Consider the following 1,421-nt stretch of genomic DNA (forward strand, 5'->3'; position numbering starts at 1 on the left):
CGGCTTGAACGCACACTTCCATCCGTGCGCTCGCCTTACCTTCCTGCGTCCCCCCATCACTCAAACGTGAAACGCTGGTACAGGACTATCAACCTGTTATCCATCGCCTACGCCTTTCGGCCTCGGCTTAGGCCCCGACTAACCCTGAGCGGACGAACCTTCCTCAGGAACCCTTAGGCTTTCGACGGAGAAGATTCTCACTTCTCTTTTCGTTACTCATACCGGCATTCTCACTTCCAAACGCTCCAACATGCCTCACGGCACATCTTCAATGCCCTTGGAACGCTCCCCTACCATGACCTTACGGTCATCCGCGACTTCGGTGCTGTGCTTAGCCCCGTTACATTTTCGGCGCGACGCCACTCGACCAGTGAGCTATTACGCACTCTTTAAATGGTGGCTGCTTCTGAGCCAACATCCTGGTTGTCTGGGCAACGTCACATCCTTTCCCACTTAGCACAAACTTAGGGACCTTAGTCGGCGGTCTGGGCTGTTTCCCTTTCGACGACGGATCTTATCACTCGCCGTCTGACTCCCGGACGTAAGGGCTTGGCATTCGGAGTTTGACTGAACTCGGTAATCCTGTGGGGACCCCTTATTCAATCAGTGCTCTACCTCCAAGTCTCACTCATCCGAGGCTAGCCCTAAAGCTATTTCGGGGAGAACCAGCTATCTCCGTGTTCGATTGGCATTTCACCCCTACCCACACCTCATCCCCGCATTTTTCAACATGCGTGGGTTCGGGCCTCCATTCAGTGTTACCTGAACTTCACCCTGGACATGGGTAGATCACACGGTTTCGGGTCGACAACCCTAAACTCATTCGCCCTATTCAGACTCGCTTTCGCTGCGGCTCCGCCTCTTCAGCTTAACCTTGCTTAGAATCGTCACTCGCCGGTCCATTCTACAAAAGGTACGCTGTCACCCCCGAAGGGGGCTCCAACTACTTGTAAGCACACGGTTTCAGGATCTGTTTCACTCCCCTTCCGGGGTGCTTTTCACCTTTCCCTCACGGTACTGGTTCACTATCGGTCACTGGGGAGTATTTAGCCTTGGGAGACGGTCCTCCCGGATTCCGACGGGGTTTCTCGTGTCCCGCCGTACTCAGGATCCACTCCGGAGTGCACGTTCCGTCGGCTACAGGGCGTTTGCCTTCTTTGGCCGACCCTTCCAGGTCGTTCGCCTGAAACGTGCATTTCTGACTCCATGTGGAGTGTCCTACAACCCCAAAGTGCAAGCACTTTGGTTTGGGCTGTTTCCCTTTCGCTCGCCACTACTCAGGAAATCGCATTTGCTTTCTCTTCCTCCGGGTACTGAGATGTTTCAGTTCCCCGGGTCTGCCTTACTCTGCCTATGGATTCAGCAGAGCATCCTATCCGTTCAGGATAGGGGGTTCCCCCATTCGGAAATCTCCGGATCAA

The 1,421-nt window shown here is 54.4% G+C and carries 1 rRNA gene; it reads right to left on the reverse strand.

Going from position 1 to position 1,421, the window contains the following annotated elements:
* A 23S ribosomal RNA gene (locus ABWW58_RS17085) occupies positions 1-1,421 on the reverse strand; the annotation flags it as partial.

Source organism: Sporolactobacillus caesalpiniae, from assembly GCF_040513385.1.
Lineage (GTDB): Bacteria > Bacillota > Bacilli > Bacillales > Sporolactobacillaceae > Sporolactobacillus.